The sequence below is a fragment of the Ruegeria sp. YTSC325 genome, assembly GCF_059609525.1.
Genome location: NZ_JBXWLY010000001.1, coordinates 384,114 through 398,543 on the forward strand (window position 1 = coordinate 384,114; position 14,430 = coordinate 398,543).

16 protein-coding genes are annotated in these 14,430 nt (G+C 58.4%); 11 read left to right on the forward strand and 5 right to left on the reverse strand.

The features are described from left to right. Positions 1-47: 47 nt before the first annotated feature. Genes ureC through AC2FF7_RS02010 form a run of 5 tightly spaced genes read right to left on the reverse strand, consistent with a single transcriptional unit; the run spans position 48 to position 3,445 of the window. On the reverse strand, positions 48-1,808 hold the full coding sequence (ureC, locus tag AC2FF7_RS01990) for an urease subunit alpha (protein WP_496905115.1): 1,761 nt from the start codon (positions 1,806-1,808) through the stop codon (positions 48-50). Then, on the reverse strand, positions 1,808-2,113 hold the full coding sequence (locus AC2FF7_RS01995; protein ID WP_170751621.1) for an urease subunit beta: 306 nt from the start codon (positions 2,111-2,113) through the stop codon (positions 1,808-1,810). The genes ureC and AC2FF7_RS01995 overlap by 1 nt, the downstream gene beginning before the upstream one ends. Continuing rightward, complete coding sequence (locus tag AC2FF7_RS02000; protein WP_170353404.1) at positions 2,110-2,271, reverse strand: peptidase M23; 162 nt, start codon at positions 2,269-2,271, stop codon at positions 2,110-2,112. The genes AC2FF7_RS01995 and AC2FF7_RS02000 overlap by 4 nt, the downstream gene beginning before the upstream one ends. 15 nt (positions 2,272-2,286) lie before the next feature. Continuing rightward, entirely contained in the window at positions 2,287-2,589 is a 303-nt protein-coding gene (locus AC2FF7_RS02005; protein WP_152460019.1) for an urease subunit gamma, read from the reverse strand. Between the two features lies 1 nt (position 2,590). Then, positions 2,591-3,445, reverse strand: coding sequence for an urease accessory protein UreD (locus tag AC2FF7_RS02010; RefSeq protein WP_496905116.1), 855 nt, complete (start codon positions 3,443-3,445; stop codon positions 2,591-2,593). A 360-nt stretch (positions 3,446-3,805) separates the two neighbouring features. On the opposite strand from AC2FF7_RS02010, the gene urtA reads away from it, so the two are divergent. The 11 genes from urtA to AC2FF7_RS02065 all read left to right on the forward strand — a co-directional run bounded on the left by urtA (position 3,806) and on the right by AC2FF7_RS02065 (position 14,426). Beyond that, positions 3,806-5,086 (forward strand): urea ABC transporter substrate-binding protein, encoded by a 1,281-nt coding sequence (gene urtA, locus AC2FF7_RS02015; RefSeq protein WP_170353403.1) that lies wholly within the window; start codon positions 3,806-3,808, stop codon positions 5,084-5,086. A gap of 61 nt (positions 5,087-5,147) precedes the next feature. After that, positions 5,148-7,100 carry an urea ABC transporter permease subunit UrtB gene (gene urtB / locus AC2FF7_RS02020; RefSeq protein WP_480866995.1) on the forward strand — a complete coding sequence of 651 codons (1,953 nt, stop codon included), beginning with the start codon at positions 5,148-5,150 and terminating at the stop codon, positions 7,098-7,100. 3 nt (positions 7,101-7,103) lie between these two features. Then, positions 7,104-8,333, forward strand: a complete 1,230-nt coding sequence (urtC, locus tag AC2FF7_RS02025; RefSeq protein ID WP_480866997.1) for an urea ABC transporter permease subunit UrtC — start codon at positions 7,104-7,106, stop codon at positions 8,331-8,333. Then, on the forward strand, positions 8,330-9,070 hold the full coding sequence (gene urtD / locus AC2FF7_RS02030; protein WP_170773791.1) for an urea ABC transporter ATP-binding protein UrtD: 741 nt from the start codon (positions 8,330-8,332) through the stop codon (positions 9,068-9,070). Before urtC ends, urtD begins: the two co-directional genes overlap by 4 nt. Positions 9,071-9,073: 3 nt before the next feature. Beyond that, positions 9,074-9,769 (forward strand): urea ABC transporter ATP-binding subunit UrtE, encoded by a 696-nt coding sequence (gene urtE, locus AC2FF7_RS02035; RefSeq protein ID WP_496905117.1) that lies wholly within the window; start codon positions 9,074-9,076, stop codon positions 9,767-9,769. Positions 9,770-10,158: 389 nt separating this feature from the next. Beyond that, a complete protein-coding gene (locus AC2FF7_RS02040) occupies positions 10,159-10,338 on the forward strand; it encodes a Flp family type IVb pilin (RefSeq protein ID WP_480483330.1) in 180 nt (59 codons plus the stop codon). Positions 10,339-10,489: 151 nt separating this feature from the next. Continuing rightward, a complete protein-coding gene (locus tag AC2FF7_RS02045) occupies positions 10,490-10,669 on the forward strand; it encodes a Flp family type IVb pilin (RefSeq protein WP_209195222.1) in 180 nt (59 codons plus the stop codon). 164 nt (positions 10,670-10,833) lie between these two features. Beyond that, positions 10,834-11,694 (forward strand): Flp pilus assembly protein CpaB, encoded by an 861-nt coding sequence (gene cpaB / locus AC2FF7_RS02050; RefSeq protein ID WP_170353397.1) that lies wholly within the window; start codon positions 10,834-10,836, stop codon positions 11,692-11,694. A gap of 28 nt (positions 11,695-11,722) precedes the next feature. Further along, a complete protein-coding gene (locus tag AC2FF7_RS02055; RefSeq protein ID WP_496905118.1) occupies positions 11,723-13,288 on the forward strand; it encodes a Tad domain-containing protein in 1,566 nt (521 codons plus the stop codon). Beyond that, entirely contained in the window at positions 13,285-13,791 is a 507-nt protein-coding gene (locus AC2FF7_RS02060; protein ID WP_480867003.1) for a TadE/TadG family type IV pilus assembly protein, read from the forward strand. Before AC2FF7_RS02055 ends, AC2FF7_RS02060 begins: the two co-directional genes overlap by 4 nt. Then, the gene (locus AC2FF7_RS02065; RefSeq protein ID WP_480867005.1) at positions 13,788-14,426 is read left to right on the forward strand and encodes a TadE/TadG family type IV pilus assembly protein; all 639 of its coding nucleotides are present in this window, start codon (positions 13,788-13,790) and stop codon (positions 14,424-14,426) included. The genes AC2FF7_RS02060 and AC2FF7_RS02065 overlap by 4 nt, the downstream gene beginning before the upstream one ends. The last annotated feature ends 4 nt before the right edge of the window (positions 14,427-14,430 follow it).

Below are 14,430 nucleotides of genomic sequence, written 5' to 3' on the forward strand. Positions count from 1 at the left end.
TTGGTCATGGCCGCGTTGCAAATGCAGCAACGCAGCACAATTTTTGGTCAAAACATAAAGTAACGCTGGGCCATCGGCAGAACTTCGGCCGGTTGGCAGGTCAGCAATTCGCCATCGGCGCGGACCTCATAGGTTTCGGGGTTAACCTCCACCTGCGGCGTTGCGTTGTTCAGCAGTAGGTCGCGCTTGCCGATGTTGCGGGTGTTTTCGACGGCAACGGTTTGCTTGGCCAGTCCCAGTGTATCACCAATCCCCGCAGCCTGCGCCGCGCCCGAGACGAATGTGATCGCCGAATGCTCGACCGAGCGCCCATAGGCCCCGAACATAGGCCGACTATAGACCGGCTGCGGTGTCGGGATCGAGGCATTCGGGTCACCCATCTGCGCGCAGGCAATGGTGCCGCCCAGCAGAACCATCTCGGGTTTGACCCCAAAAAAGGCGGGGTTCCACAGCACCAGATCGGCGCGTTTGCCTTCTTCGATACTGCCAATTTGATGGCTCAGCCCGTGGGCAATTGCCGGGTTGATCGTGTATTTGGCGATATAGCGGCGCACGCGCATATTGTCGTTCTCGCCGTTCTCCTCGGGCAGGCGACCGCGCTGTTTCTTCATCTTATCGGCGGTTTGCCATGTGCGGATCAGAACCTCTCCGACCCGACCCATGGCCTGACTGTCGGACGCGATGATGCTGAAGGCACCCATATCGTGCAGGATATCCTCGGCGGCAATCGTCTCACGCCGGATGCGGCTTTCGGCAAAGGCCACGTCCTCAGGGATGGATTTGTCGAGGTGGTGGCACACCATCAGCATATCCAGATGCTCCTCAACCGTGTTCACGGTGAAGGGGCGCGTCGGGTTGGTCGAGGACGGCAGAACGTGGTTCTCGCCACAGATCTTGATGATGTCCGGGGCATGGCCGCCGCCTGCGCCCTCGGTGTGGAAGGCATGGATCGTACGGCCCTTCATGGCGCCCACGGTGTTCTCGACAAAGCCGGATTCGTTCAGCGTGTCAGTGTGGATCATCACCTGCACGTCCATCGCATCGGCCAGCGTCAGGCAGCAGTCGATGGCGGCAGGGGTTGTGCCCCAATCCTCGTGCAGTTTCAGAGCACAGGCCCCCGCGTTGACTTGTTCTTCCAGCGCGGCGGGCAGCGAGGCGTTGCCCTTACCCGCAAAAGCCAGATTCATCGGAAACGCGTCGGCGGCCTGCAGCATCCGCCCGATATGCCAGGGGCCAGGTGTGCAGGTGGTGGCCAACGTCCCATGGGCCGGGCCAGTGCCGCCGCCCAGCATGGTGGTCAGGCCGGAATGCAGCGCATCTTCGATCTGTTGCGGGCATATGAAATGGATATGGCTGTCGAACCCGCCGGCGGTCAGGATACGCCCTTCTCCCGCGATGGCCTCGGTGCCGGGACCGATGATGATGTCAACACCGGGCTGCGTGTCGGGATTGCCGGCCTTGCCGATCTTGGCGATGCGTCCGTCTTTCAGACCCACATCCGCCTTGTAGATGCCCGAGTGATCCACGATCAGCGCGTTGGTGATGACCGTGTCCACGGCCCCCTCGGCCCGCGTGGCCTGAGACTGCCCCATCCCGTCGCGGATCACCTTGCCGCCGCCGAATTTGACCTCTTCGCCGTAAAGCAACGCGTTGTCTCCGGTCCCCCCGGTTGCAGCCGCGCCCGCACGTTCTGCGGTCAGGTCGCGTTCCACCTCGATCACCAGATCGGTATCGGCCAGCCGCAGCTTGTCGCCGGTGGTCGGGCCGAACATTGCGGCGTAGTCAGAGCGTTTGATTGTTGCTGGCATCAGAGTGACCCCATGACCTTCTGGTTGAACCCGTAAACCTTGCGTGCCCCTCCGATGGGGATCAGCGAGACCTCGCGCGCCTGACCGGGTTCGAACCGAACGGCGGTGCCCGGCGCGATGTCCAGACGCAGGCCATGTGCGGCGGCGCGGTCGAAATCCAGTGACGGGTTGGTTTCGGCGAAATGATAGTGCGAGCCGACCTGAACCGGGCGGTCGCCGGTATTGGCGACCATGAGGGTGATCGCCTCGGCATTCGCGTTCAGGGTGATCTCACCCTCGGCTGGGAACAGCTCTCCGGGGATCATTTGTTTAGCTTTACCATCAATGCGACGGCGGCCAGCGCGACAACCGCCAGACCGACGCCCAAAGTGGCATAGTCTGTTCCATGCGCGTGGACATGTGTGCCGTTGTGGGCCGCAGCGGGGCCAGCAAGGATCAGGGCGGGGAAGAGCATACGGGTCATATCAGTTTTCCTTTGTTAGCGAATAGGGTTGTGGACGGTCACCAGTTTGGTGCCATCAGGGAAGGTGGCTTCGACCTGAACTTCGTGGATCATCTCGGGTACGCCTTCCATGCATTGCGCGCGGGTGATCACTTCGGCCCCGGCTTGCATCATGTCAGCCACCGATCGGCCGTCACGCGCACCTTCGACCACCGCGTCGGTGATCAGGGCGATCGCCTCGGGGTGGTTCAGCTTGACGCCGCGGGCCAGCCGTTTGCGGGCGACCTCGGCGGCCATGGCGACCAGCAGTTTGTCTTTTTCTCGGGGGGTCAGGTTCATGTCAGATCATCCAGCATCGGGGAAGCGTGTCATTGTTCAGCCGCCGTAGCATCGGCATCAGCGTGCGGCGGAGGGCAAAGCTGTTCTCGGCCAGCACCCGGATCACCAGCAGATCGTCCTGGATCAGCGAGGCTCCGGCGGTGTCGGGCAGCATGTCGCGGATGGGGCCCAGCTGGCCCTCGGCGGTGCGTGATACAAAAGCGACCAGTGCCATCGCACCGGCACCGCCTGCGATATGCGGTTTGGCGAGATGGGCGTGCAGATCACCTGTGAATTGCATCGCGTCGAGAAACAGGGGGGTGCCATCGCGCAGGATCTCGATCCGGTCGCGCAGGCGGATATCAGTCAGGGTCTCACCCATGGCCACGCGGCCAAAGACCAGCGGTTCTACCATCAGTGCAGTGGCATCCGGGGCGAGGTCTATCTGCAGCCGACGATCCAGCGCGCTGCCGTCGAACAGGATGGTTTCCTGAGGCAGCCAATTCAGCCGCGCGCCCGAAGCGACGTTCAGGTGGTTCACGATCTGACCCGAGGGGCCGGGTTTGGCTTTGTACGCGCGTTCGCAGGCTTGAGTGGTTAGCGTCAGGGTCGTGTCTTTGCCCGCGTGGCCGGTAAAGCGGAACGTGTCGCCTCCGGTGATCCCGCCAGCGGTGTTCAGCAGCACCGCGTCCAGCGCGTCACCATCGGTGCGCGGGAACAGGCATTTGAAAGAGCCTGACTGCCGGAACCCATCCAGAACCGAGGTTTTGCCCAATCGTTTGGCACTCAGCCGAATCGCACCCTGTGCGCGCGGCGGTTGCGCGGCCTGCGTGGGCAATATCGAGGCATGATGTGTAATGGGGCACCTGCGGATCACGTTGTTCTGCCGCCTGTTTCACCGTTTGGGCGTCGGAACTCTATTCTTCCGTGTCGGATTTGGGTGGTGTTTCGGTGTGGCGGATTAATTTTTAGGCGATCACGTTAACGACTGCCTTAAAATTAAACAAACACGACGGATCGAGGGAAATGATCTGTCAACCATTTGCTAAATTCTCTGCGATGCAGAAACCGTATGGGTGCCCGCCACGGGGACGATCCCTGGGGGTGTGTGACGGCTGCGCGAATTGGACCTCGGACACAACCGCCACACGGAACGCAACAACAGTTGCGGGGATCAGGTAGAAGAAAGGCGCGCTGCTGCGCAAGTCCTCACCTGCGCCCTGCCAGGAGGATCTTTATGACATCTCTCAAATCCACACTTGCCGGTTCGCTTGTCTTTGCTGCCATGGCAACCGCCGCGCTGGCCGAAGAAGACACCATCAAGGTGGGCGTGCTGCACTCGCTGTCGGGCACAATGGCGATCTCGGAAACCACGCTGAAAGACACTATGCTGATGCTGATCGACCAGCAAAACGCCAAGGGTGGCCTGCTGGGCAAACAGCTTGAGGCGGTTGTCGTCGACCCCGCATCGGACTGGCCGCTGTTCGCTGAAAAAGCACGCGAGCTGCTGACTGTGCATGAGGTGGATGTGATCTTTGGCAACTGGACTTCGGTCAGCCGGAAATCGGTTCTGCCCGTGATCGAAGAGCTGAACGGCCTGCTGTTCTATCCGGTTCAGTACGAGGGCGAAGAATCGTCGAAAAACGTCTTCTACACCGGCGCCGCGCCGAACCAGCAGGCGATCCCTGCGACTGACTACTTCCTGGACGAGCTGGGTGTCGAGAAATTCGCGCTGCTGGGCACTGACTATGTGTACCCGCGGACCACGAACAACATTCTGGAAAGCTACCTGAAGGGTAAAGGCATCGCGGACGAGGATATCTTCGTCAACTACACACCGTTCGGTCACTCCGACTGGTCCAAGATCGTGGCGGACGTTGTCGCGCTGGGCGCGGATGGCAAAAAAGTTGGAGTGATCTCGACCATCAACGGTGACGCAAACATCGGCTTCTATAAAGAACTGGCCGCTGCAGGCGTCTCAGCCGATGACATTCCGGTCGTGGCCTTCTCGGTCGGTGAGGAAGAACTGTCCGGCCTGGACACCACCAACCTTGTGGGCCATCTGGCCGCGTGGAACTATTTCCAGTCGGCGGACACCGACGCGAACGCCGAATTTGTCGAAACATGGAAAGCCACCATGGGCGACGAGCGCGTGACCAATGACCCGATGGAAGCACACTATATCGGCTTCAACATGTGGGTGAACGCCGCGACTGAAGCCGGCTCGACCGAAGTCGACGATGTACGCGCTGCGATGTATGGCCAGGAATTCCCGAACCTGACCGGCGGTACGGCGGTCATGCTGCCGAACCACCACCTGGCAAAACCGGTTCTGATCGGTGAGATTCAGGAAGACGGTCAGTTCGACATCATCAGCGAGACCGATGTTGTGCCCGGCGATGCCTGGACCGACTTCCTGCCGGAATCGGCGGTTCTGATCTCGGATTGGAAAGAGCTGGGCTGCGGTATGTACAACACCGAGACCAAGACCTGCGTTCAGACGCTGTCGAACTACTAAACGACACGCAAGGCGGGTGTGATCGCCCGCCTTGCCCCTAAGACACCTCGGGTTTCACCACATGTTACGACTATTCCTTGCGGGCCTCGCAATCCTGTGCGCCTGCCTGACTGCCAACGCGCAAGAGGGCGGTTTGCAACCGATCCTGCAAGAGCATCAGGAGATCATCGCCAAAAGCTCGCGCAAAACGATCGGACCGGCGATTGAAGCGATTGCCAGCAGCGGGTTGCCGCAAGCGCAGGTCATGCTTGAGACGTGGGCCGCCAAAAACGTGTGGATGCGCAAGTCCGATGGCCTGTTCTTTGCCGGCAAAAAGGGTGAGGGGCGGTCGTATGAGCTGACCGATTTCGACACTGGCGAGGTCGTCGGGACGTTTGAGAAATCCGACCTGAAACAGTTGAAACCCAATAGTGGCATCCGCGCGATGATCGGCACGGCGCTGGTGCAATTCCAGCTGACCGACCCGGATCGTGCAAAACGACTGGCCGCTTTGACGTCTATCCAACGCGATCCCGAGGGCGCTCTGCTTGAGCCGCTGCGCGCGTCGATTGATGAAGAACCCGACGCCGATCTGAAAGCGCAGAAGCAACGCCTCGAGCGGTTGCTGACCATCGGCTACGACGAAGATACTGCAGCCCGTGTGGCCGCGATCGAGGAGATGTCCGACGATCTGGGTGTGGACGTGCGCGCGGCTTTGAACCCTCTGGTCGTGACCAAGCTGCAGACGGCGACAGATTTACCTTCTGATGTGAATATCGCTGGTGTTCTGCAACCCGGCTCGGATGACCTGTCGCGTGATGCGGCCTATGACCTGTTGGTTGCCAGCGATTTGGCTGCGCCGCGTGTTTCGGCGGATGACATCCGTGCGGCGTTGGCTGCCAATATCGACGGAGGCCGCGTGGGCGGTGTTCCGGCCGCGCAACTGAGTTCCGACGCCGCCCGCGCGCAGGCTTATGCGGCGCTGGCCGAAGCCGGAACTGTTCCCGCGTTGATAACGCAGACTGACATCGATGCAGCGCTGGGCGCGCATGTGTTCTTTGAAACCTATGCAGAGCCGTCGGGCGAAGTCACAGCCGCCGCCGAAAAGGCGCTGGACCAAATCGAACTGAAGGTCGGCCTGAACCAGACCCTCGACCTGACGCTGGACGCGATTTCTCTGGCCTCGATCTATTTCCTTGCGGCCATCGGTTTGGCCATCACCTTTGGTGTGATGGGCGTCATCAACATGGCCCATGGCGAGTTCATCATGATGGGCGCTTACACCGGATACGTGGTGCAGCAGTTCATCCCCGATCATACGCTGTCGATCATTGTCGCAATCCCGATGGCCTTTGCCGTTACCTTCGCCATGGGCGTCGCGATGGAGCGGCTGGTTATCCGTTGGCTGTATTCGCGTCCGCTGGAAACGCTGCTGGCGACCTTTGGTATCTCTATTGCGCTGCAACAGCTGGCCAAGAACATCTTTGGCACGCAGGCCCGGCCGCTGACTGCGCCCGGCTGGCTGGACGGGGCCTGGGTGCTGAACGATGTTGTCTCGATCAGCTATATCCGCATTGCGATCTTCGTGCTGGCAATGATCTTTCTGGGGCTGTTCCTCTACATTATGAAGCGTACCCGACTGGGGCTAGAGATGCGCGCCGTGACGCAAAACCCGCGCATGGCCGGGTCGATGGGTATCAATCCGGGGCGGGTGAACATGCTGACCTTCGGGCTGGGCTCGGGCATCGCCGGGATCGCGGGCGTCGCGATTGGGTTGTTCGCTAAGGTGACTTCTGATCTGGGCAGCGACTATATCGTACAAAGCTTCATGACCGTGGTTGTCGGCGGTGTCGGCAACATCTGGGGCGCGCTGGCAGGCGCGGGCATGATCGGCTTCCTCCAAAAGGGGATCGAGTGGATGAACCCCTCGAACACCCTCGCGGCGCAGACCTACATGATCATCTTCATCATCATCTTCATTCAGTTCCGGCCAAGGGGCATCATCGCTCTCAAAGGCCGCGCGGCGGGGGATTGAGCCATGGAACGCAGCTTTGTCGCCAAAAACCCATCGGTGCTGGTCTTTCTGGCCATCCTGTCCTTGTTCACCTTGGGCGTCACCGTCCTGTCCGAAGGGTTCGGGATCGGCGTGATCTCGACCAGTTTCGTCAAAACGCTGGGCAAAACCCTGTGCCTGTGCCTGATTGCCGTGGCGATGGATCTGGTCTGGGGTTTCACCGGCATCCTGTCCCTTGGCCATTTCGCCTTTTTCGGGCTGGGCGGTTACATGATCGGCATGTGGCTGATGTATGAACGCACGCGGCTGATCGTGGTAGAGTCGCTGTCGCAAGCCGAAATCCCTCCGACGTCATCCGAGGTCGTGGACGCCATTGGTACGCAAATCTTCGGCGTGGTTGGTTCGTCGGAATTCCCGTTGATCTGGGCCTTTTCGGACAGCCTGTTCCTGCAACTGGCGCTGGTGGTGCTGGTGCCGGGCCTTCTGGCGCTGATCTTCGGTTGGCTCGCTTTCCGCAGCCGTGTCACGGGTGTCTACCTGTCGATCCTGACCCAAGCCATGACCTTGGCTTTGGCGCTGTATCTGTTCCAGAACGACAGCGGCTTGCGCGGCAACAATGGCCTGTCGGGCTTGCAAAACCTGCCGGGTGTCACAGCCTCGCAGGACGTAGTGTCGATCTGGTTCCTCTGGGCCTCGGCGCTGGCCCTTGGGCTGGGATACATGCTGGCGGCATGGGTGGTGTCGGGCAAGTTCGGCTCGGTCATTCGCGGCATCCGCGATAACGAGGCGCGGGTGCGGTTCCTTGGCTATTCAGTCGAGGTCTACAAGCTGGCCGTCTTCACTCTGACCGCCTGCATCGCGGCCATCGCGGGCGCGCTTTATTACCCGCAGGCGGGCATCATCAACCCCGAAGAGATGGCCCCCATCGCTTCGATCTATCTGGCTGTCTGGGTCGCCATCGGCGGGCGCGGTCGCCTGTACGGTGCCGTCATTGGTGCGGCGTTCGTCAGCCTACTCAGCACGTGGTTTACGGGCGGGCAGGCCCCGGACATTCCGCTGGGGTTCTACACGATCAAATGGGTTGACTGGTGGCAGGTGCTGCTGGGCGTATCCTTCGTGTTGGTCACACTGTTCGCCCCGCAGGGGATCGGGGGGCTGTTCGACCTCTGGACCAACCGCCGCACGCCGCAGCGCCACGGCGCGGCCCTCGGGCCTGATGAAAGCGCACTGCGTGAGAAGGAGGCCACGGAATGAGTACTCTGCTAGAAGTCAGCGGCGTTTCGGTCACCTTCGATGGGTTCCGAGCCATCAACAACCTGTCGTTTCAGATCGGCAACGCGGAACTGCGCGCAGTGATCGGGCCGAACGGCGCGGGCAAGACCACTTTCATGGATATTGTCACCGGCAAAACCCGACCCGACGAAGGCCGCGTTATATGGGGCGAGAAATCCGTATCCCTGCTGCGCATGAGTGAGGCCAAGATCGCGCAGGCCGGGATCGGGCGGAAGTTCCAGAAACCTACCGTGTTCGAAGACCAGAGCGTGCAGGAGAACCTGCTGATGGCGCTGAAGAACAAACGCGGATGGCTGGGCGTGCTGTTCTATCGCCCTTCAAAGGGTGATCTGGAGAAAGTCGAGGAACTGGCCGCCGAGATCGGCTTGAAGGACGAGTTGACCCGCAAATCGGGCGAACTCAGCCACGGGCAGAAGCAATGGCTTGAGATTGGGATGCTTCTGGCACAGGAGCCGCGCTTGCTTTTGGTAGACGAACCCGCTGCCGGGATGACCCCGCAGGAACGCGAACACACCACCGACCTGCTGGTGCAGGCCGCCAAGACCCGCGCCGTGGTAGTCGTGGAACACGATATGGAATTCGTCCGCCGCCTGAACTGCAAGGTTACGGTGTTGCACGAGGGCTCGGTTCTGGCCGAGGGGTCTCTGGACCATGTGACTTCAAATCAGGACGTCATTGACGTCTATCTGGGGCGTTAGACGATGCTGACACTGACTGACTTGACTCTGCACTACGGGCATTCGCAAATCCTGAACGGCATCTCTATGCAGGCCGCGCTGGGCGAGGTGACCTGCGTAATGGGCACCAATGGTGTCGGCAAGACCAGCCTGATCAAGGCGATTTCCGGCACCCACCCGCGTTCGGGCGGTGGGTTGGAGCTGAATGGCGAAGTGTTGCCGCCCTTGCCCGCACATAAGATGGCATGGAAAGGAGTGGCGTATGTTCCGCAGGGTCGCGAAATCTTCCCATTGATGACTGTTCGCGAAAACCTTGAATCCGGGTTTGCGTGCTTGCCGAAGGACGAGCATTTCGTCCCGGACGAGATTTTCGATCTGTTTCCCGTCCTGAAGCAAATGCAAAATCGCCGGGGAGGCGACCTGTCAGGCGGCCAACAGCAACAACTGGCAATTGCGCGTGCCTTGATCACCAAACCCAAACTGCTTTTGCTGGACGAGCCGACCGAGGGTATCCAGCCCAATATCATCCAACAGATTGGCGATGTCATTCGGCATCTCAGAAGCAAGGGTGAGATGGCCATCGTTCTTGTCGAACAGTATTTCGACTTTGCCTACGATCTTGCCGACCGTTTTGTCGTGCTCAGACGTGGTTCCATCCTGATGGAAGGGGCAAGGCAGGACTTGTCGCGAGAGCAGGTTTTACAGGGCGTGACGGTCTAACATCTAGTAACTTAAGACGAAATACGCTGTACGACCCCCGAGCGAGCGAGGGGTCGTTTTGCATTTTGTGGCTTAGGTTTTCCGGTCAACTTCGGAAAAGTGCACTAGTTTTCGGTGTTTTGTCGGGCTTTTGGGCTTACGCGAGCTGTCAAAGCACGATTCGTGTGGGTGGCGAATCTGTGAATTTTTGTGTTTGGCGGTCATGTTCAGTCTAACTCTGGCCACAAATCCGCCCAAGTTGAAAAAAAATTCCCGTTATGCGGGAAAACCTTTTCGTTTGGGGGGAGGTTCCATCGCGACTCGCTTGGTATCAATTTTGTTAACGGGGGTGTGAACCTCGTGTGTGTGCGGTCATTTCGCACTTGGTAAAACAGTCTGGAGTACAAATTATGAAGAATTCAATTCGCAAGATTTTCCTGAAACTGCGTGAAGACGAGCGCGGCGCGACCCTGGTTGAATATGGTATTGCCCTGTTTGTTGCGATCGTTGTTGGCGGTACAGTGCTCACTCAGCTGTCCAACGCCACCAGCTCGAACTTCTCGGACGCGGTTGGTGCGGCGACCCGCTAACCAATCCTGTGCTACGACACGAGATTGAACAGTTGATACCTCATACGTTGGTGAAGAAAAACCTCATTGAGGTATCAGTTTAAGTAGAAGCACCTACCACGGGTTTGCGCTTAAATCTCGTACTCGGTTAAACACTATGGAGTATGACCTTATGAAAAATTCTATCCGCAAGGTATTCTTGAGACTGCGTGAAGATGAGCGCGGAGCAACATTGGTTGAATATGGCATTGCCCTGTTTGTTGCGATTGTTGTTGGCGGCGTGGTTCTGACCGGTTTGGCTAACGCGACTAGCTCGAACTTCTCAGACGCGGTTGGTGCGGCGACCCGCTAATCAATCTTCGATGATAGGTTAAAACGTTGATTCCCCGGCTAAAAGTCGGGGTGTCACATCAGAATTCAACGGTTTTTCGTCAGTTCATCAGTCGGCTTGTAAACGAAGACAGCAAATCGCCCCAATCTGACGGCCTGAACCGACTTCGGAAATTGGAGGGCACTATGCGCGTTAAGTCTTTTTTGATGACATTCTTGGGTGTCGGTTTGGCAGGCGGTGCCGTTCTTATTGCCCAGGACCAAATTCAACGAAATCAGGAAGCCGCTGCAGACGCATCGATCGTCCGCGTTGTTGCAGTTGCTGAAGACATTCCATTTGGAACGCCCATCGAAAGGTACAAGTTGACCACGATCGAATGGCCGGCAGAGTCGGTCCCGGCTGGCGTGTTTACCAACTTTGATGATGTTCTACCTGAACCCGGAGCAGACCCGCGCCGCGCAAAGCGCGCATTGGCACAGGGTGAGATTTTGTTGGCCTCAAAGGTCTCGGACTTTGGTGAGAAAGTCACGATTGTACAGACGATCGGGGAAAACAACCGTGCGGTTGCCATCAGTGTTGATGCGCAAACCGGCGTTGGCGGTTTCGTAACACCTGGCGATTTTGTAGATATCGTGTTGACCCGCGGGTCCAACGATGAGCTGCGCGCCATTACCATTCTTCAAAACATTCGCATTATCGGCGTCGACCAAACTGCGGACGAGGAACTGGATCAACCCGGTATCGCACGGACCGTGACGGTTGAAGTCACCCCGCAGCAAGGTCAGCGTTTGGCCTTGGCGCAAAAGGCAGGCCAGTTGAGCCTCTCACTGCGTTCGCTGAACACAGAAGACGATGAGCCGCTCGAAGCAGTGCGCCTGAGCGATATTCTTCTGGAAAAGTCACCAGCAGAAGATGGTGAGCCGCAGCCGATTGTCAAAGTACGTCGCGGTATCTCCGAGGTCGAGGAGTTCAGGGTGGAAAATCCCACTGCGGCCTCTGCCGAACAGGACGTCCCCGTCACGGACACGTCCGGGACAGTGAACTAAATCACGGAGTGTTTGGGAGGGTTTGACAATGTTTTCGGTTAAAGAGTTAAAAAAAGAAGAAGACGGCGCAATTCTGGTATTTGTTGGAATGAGCCTGGTTTTCATCTTCGGCTTTGTCGCGCTGACTTTTGACCTTGGCCGTGTCGTTTCCACCCAAACCGACCTCCAATCCTACGCTGATCACGTTGCGCTGGCTGCCGCCGGTGAACTGGACGGCTCCGGAGATGCGATTGACCGGGCTGAGGCCGCTGCCGCTGCGATGATTGCGGACGAACAGTTTTTTGCCGAAGGCGATCGTGCATTGGCCTCGGCCGCAGACTTCGATATTCGGTTTTTGACCGGTTTGCCAAATGACGCGCGCGACGAAGCCTCTGTCGCCAGTTTTGTGACAACCGACCCGACTTTGGCCGTCATGGCTGAGGTTACTGCAACGCCTCGGACAGTTTTCCTTCCATTCTCGCGCGCTTTGGCAACTTTGCTTGGTGCGACCCCGCAAGATGCCGAGGTCAGCGCACAGGCGATTGCAGGTTTCACAGCCTACGCGTGTGACGTGACTCCGCTTATGTTCTGCATCCCTCCGGGTTGGACTGCGAACGCGAATATCGGATCCACGATCAAACTGCGTACTGGTCAGGCCAATGCTGAATGGGGTCCGGGTAACTTTGGGTTTCTTGATCCGATTGATTTTGGCATCAATCCGGAGGGGCCATGTGCGGGGCTGAACGGCTCGAACCTATACATTTGCCTGATCGCTGCCCAAGGTAACAAAGGCCGTTGCGTCGTGCAGCGGGGTGTTGATACCGAACCCGGTCAGCGCCAGGGCATCGGCGGAGCAATCTATAACTCGCGCTTTGACTATTTTACGTCGACCTTGACCAACGAAAGAAATGATCCCGATTACGCGCCGGGGCCGCAGGTTATTTCAGGATGGGTTCAACCCACTAGCAATGGAAATGGCAATGGAAATGGCAACAGCTGCATCAGCGGTCAGCCCACGCTGTCCACAGATACCATGCCTTTCCCGCCGGATGACTGTTTTGCAACTGATACTTGCGGTTCGCTAGTCCCCAACAGCGGTGGTCGGTTTGGAAATGGCGATTGGTCCAATGGTCGTCAGGATTATCTTGATGTGAACTATGGCGCGGGCCTTGATCCTTTGAACAATCCGCTGCCGGTAAACAATTCCGACGGAGCCAATGTGATCCGCAACATGCCGACTGGACTGCCATCTGCAGGCGGAACAACGCGCTACCAAATGTATCTTGAAGAGATCAATCAATTCTCAGGCGGTCCGATCCTGTCTAATCGCTCGGAAACTGGGCGCGCGCAGTGCTCCACGCCTGCGTCAACTGATCCCGACCGCCGCACCTTTATTCTGGCTGCGATCGACTGCGCCGCGAACAACGTTCAAGGCCGTGCCGTGGATGTCCCGGTTGAGGAATATGTCAAAGGCTTCATGATCCAGCCTCTGGCGAATTCGTCGGGTACCGATTTCGACATTTACCTTGAAGTGGTTGAGCAAGTCGGTGGCGCCGGTCTGGGCGGCAGTGAAGATGACGGTATTTTCCGCGATGTCGTGAGGTTGTACCGGTGAAACGTTTGATCTCGCATATCCAACGCCTCAAGCGCTGTGAATCTGGCGCACCGATGGTCGAATTCGCGATGGTTCTTCCGCTGCTGCTGCTGTTCATTGCAGTGATTATCGAAGGTAGCCGGATCACCTGGGCGCATCAGGCGGCTGCTGCCGGTGTCCGCGACGCCTCCCGGATGATCGCAAGGACGGCTCCGATTGACTTGTGCGCGACGGCCACGGGGCCGGTCACATTGGGCGGTGACTACGAAACGACAGCGACGACAATCGTCACAAACCAGCTTGGCGGCACATCGATCATGCCGATTGGCACATCCGTCGTGGACGTGATCCCCACCTGCCTGCGTCGCGATGGCGCCTATAGGGTCAACCCGGCCTCGGTGGTGGAAGTGACCGCTCAGGTTCGCGTCGAGTTCTTGTTTGGCAACGTTTTCAGCTTGTTCGGTGGCGCTCTGGGCCCGTTGAACATGGAAATCTCGGATCAAAGCAGGGTGTTTGGCATATGACACGTCTGGTTAACATCTTTCGCAATTTCCGTACGCAAGAACGCGGTGCAGCCCTTGTTGAAATGGCGCTGGTCGTTCCGCTTTTCCTTCTACTGATGTTTGGCATCGTGGATTATGGTCGCCTGTACTGGTCGACAACAACGGCTCAGAAGGCGATGCAAAAAGCAGCACGGCTGGCAACTGTCGGTCCTGCGCAGTGCGGAGCGTTGCCTGCGTCACATGAGTTGGTAAACAATCCAACAGGCACTCCTCGGTTCGGAACCTTGTGCCGCGTAGGTGGCATCTGTGAAGTGCCGAACTTGCCTGCCCCGTGCCGCCTGGACACAAGCACTGCCTACGGTGAGCGTATCTGGGATGAAATCCAGCCGCTTCTGCCACCGGGTACAACCCCGACGAATGTGCAGTTCGCCTATACTCACGATCCACGCTTGGGTTTTCTGGGTGGCCCTTATACGCCAGTTGTTACGGCCGAATTGATTGATGTGGACTTCGATTTCGTAATGCCGCTGGCCGGACTGGCAGCGCTGGCTTCCAATAGCCCGGCGGTAACTTCAAACACCCCAAATAGTATTTCCCTTCCCGCGATGAGCACTTCGGTTCCTGCCGAAGACTTGGGCATCGGGGCAGCAGAGTAAGGAG

Coding starts and splice junctions, on each gene's coding strand:
- ureC (WP_496905115.1), bottom strand. CDS start 1,808: ATGCCAGCAACAATCAAACGCTCTGACTACGCCGCAATGTTCGGCCCG.
- AC2FF7_RS01995 (WP_170751621.1), bottom strand. CDS start 2,113: ATGATCCCCGGAGAGCTGTTCCCAGCCGAGGGTGAGATCACCCTGAAC.
- AC2FF7_RS02000 (WP_170353404.1), bottom strand. CDS start 2,271: ATGACCCGTATGCTCTTCCCCGCCCTGATCCTTGCTGGCCCCGCTGCG.
- AC2FF7_RS02005 (WP_152460019.1), bottom strand. CDS start 2,589: ATGAACCTGACCCCCCGAGAAAAAGACAAACTGCTGGTCGCCATGGCC.
- urtA (WP_170353403.1), top strand. CDS start 3,806: ATGACATCTCTCAAATCCACACTTGCCGGTTCGCTTGTCTTTGCTGCC.
- urtB (WP_480866995.1), top strand. CDS start 5,148: ATGTTACGACTATTCCTTGCGGGCCTCGCAATCCTGTGCGCCTGCCTG.
- urtC (WP_480866997.1), top strand. CDS start 7,104: ATGGAACGCAGCTTTGTCGCCAAAAACCCATCGGTGCTGGTCTTTCTG.
- urtD (WP_170773791.1), top strand. CDS start 8,330: ATGAGTACTCTGCTAGAAGTCAGCGGCGTTTCGGTCACCTTCGATGGG.
- urtE (WP_496905117.1), top strand. CDS start 9,074: ATGCTGACACTGACTGACTTGACTCTGCACTACGGGCATTCGCAAATC.
- AC2FF7_RS02040 (WP_480483330.1), top strand. CDS start 10,159: ATGAAGAATTCAATTCGCAAGATTTTCCTGAAACTGCGTGAAGACGAG.
- AC2FF7_RS02045 (WP_209195222.1), top strand. CDS start 10,490: ATGAAAAATTCTATCCGCAAGGTATTCTTGAGACTGCGTGAAGATGAG.
- cpaB (WP_170353397.1), top strand. CDS start 10,834: ATGCGCGTTAAGTCTTTTTTGATGACATTCTTGGGTGTCGGTTTGGCA.
- AC2FF7_RS02055 (WP_496905118.1), top strand. CDS start 11,723: ATGTTTTCGGTTAAAGAGTTAAAAAAAGAAGAAGACGGCGCAATTCTG.
- AC2FF7_RS02065 (WP_480867005.1), top strand. CDS start 13,788: ATGACACGTCTGGTTAACATCTTTCGCAATTTCCGTACGCAAGAACGC.